Source organism: Sphingobacterium sp. T2 (assembly GCF_000814685.1).
Lineage (GTDB): Bacteria > Bacteroidota > Bacteroidia > Sphingobacteriales > Sphingobacteriaceae > Sphingobacterium > Sphingobacterium thermophilum.
The window spans coordinates 1-1,329 of record NZ_JXAC01000310.1; the positions used below are offsets into that span (position 1 = coordinate 1).

Here is a 1,329-nt window from a genome sequence, read left to right on the forward strand (position 1 = left end):
TTTCGTCTTCGATTTTCCGCCACTTTCGCAAAGCCCTGGAACCGTTAGAGTGTCTAAAACATTAAAAGACCCCCTAACGATTTCCTCCACAGCCTCTGAAACCATGTGGCCCTACAGAGCAGCCGGTATGAAGGGTTTTCTGCTTTTGAAGTAATAAATCCCATTGTGGTCATCTTTGAAGCTGTAGCTACAAAATCCTATCCAACGGACTTTTGATAGAATTCAGTTGCGCATTGCTGACCTTTGCATACAGCATCGTGGCCTTGATGTCATTGTGACCAAGTAGCTGCTGTATGAATGACATGTCCGTGCCGTATTCCAGTAAATGTGTGGCGTAGCTATGCCGCAAACCGTGTATCCCTATCGGCTTGTTTACCTTTGCCGCTTTCATTGCATTCTTGAACACCGCTTGTACACTGCGGACGGAATACCGCCCACCGTACCGACCTTCAAAAAGGTAAGTTTTGGGCTGGTATGCTTTATAATATTCCCGCAGCAAATCCAGCACTGCAGACGGTAGTGGTACATACCGATCTTTCTTTCCTTTACCCGCTTCGATGAGTACCTGCATCCGTCCACTGTCGATGTCGCTCACTTTCAGATTGATAACCTCACTTACGCGCAACCCCATTCCGTAGCACAGTTGCAGCATCAGCAAATGCTTCTGGTTTCGTACAACGTCGAATATCCGTTTTACTTCCTTTTGGCTCAACACCTTTGGCAAAGTGGATGGCTTCTTCGGCCGTGGGATTTCGGCAAAGAAATCCGGTTTATGGAGCACCTGTTCAAAATAGAATTTGATGGCGTTGAGCCTGCTGTGCAGCTGGCTTTCCGAAATCTTCAATGTATTGATGCAATAAAGAATGTAAGCACGGAGACGGTCGTAGCCCAGCGAATCAACGGGCACATCTTTCAAAATATACAGTAGTTGTGCAAATTCGATCATGTATGTCTTTATGGTGGATGGACTATAGGCTTTCATCTGCAATACCTCTTTCATGCGTTGCAACTCCCGAGCATTCAATGGTGACAATTTGGACAATACCCCTTTGCCAACCGGTGGGATTTCCATCCCAAACAGTGTGCGGAAATGGGCGTTGTCCGGCACATACCAGCACTTTTCAGACCTGCTCCACCTACCTTTCAGCGATTTGACCAAATCAATCTTTGCCGGGTCGTATTTGAAATCCATCCAAATAACTGCGACATCTTTATGTCTACCTTCCCGAAAATCGAAACCGGAAAAATCAATAGCTTTCATACTGCGCATTTTGTATTACCTAATAAAGAAAATCTAAGAAAGTTATACAAAATGCGCAAATGGATAAA

1 protein-coding gene is annotated in these 1,329 nt (G+C 45.1%); it reads right to left on the minus strand.

Going from position 1 to position 1,329, the window contains the following annotated elements:
• Positions 1-187: 187 nt before the first annotated feature.
• Positions 188-1,261, minus strand: a complete 1,074-nt coding sequence (locus SD31_RS14455; RefSeq protein WP_039054633.1) for a tyrosine-type recombinase/integrase — start codon at positions 1,259-1,261, stop codon at positions 188-190.
• Between the last annotated feature and the right edge of the window lie 68 nt (positions 1,262-1,329).

Coding starts and splice junctions, on each gene's coding strand:
- SD31_RS14455 (WP_039054633.1), bottom strand. CDS start 1,261: ATGAAAGCTATTGATTTTTCCGGTTTCGATTTTCGGGAAGGTAGACAT.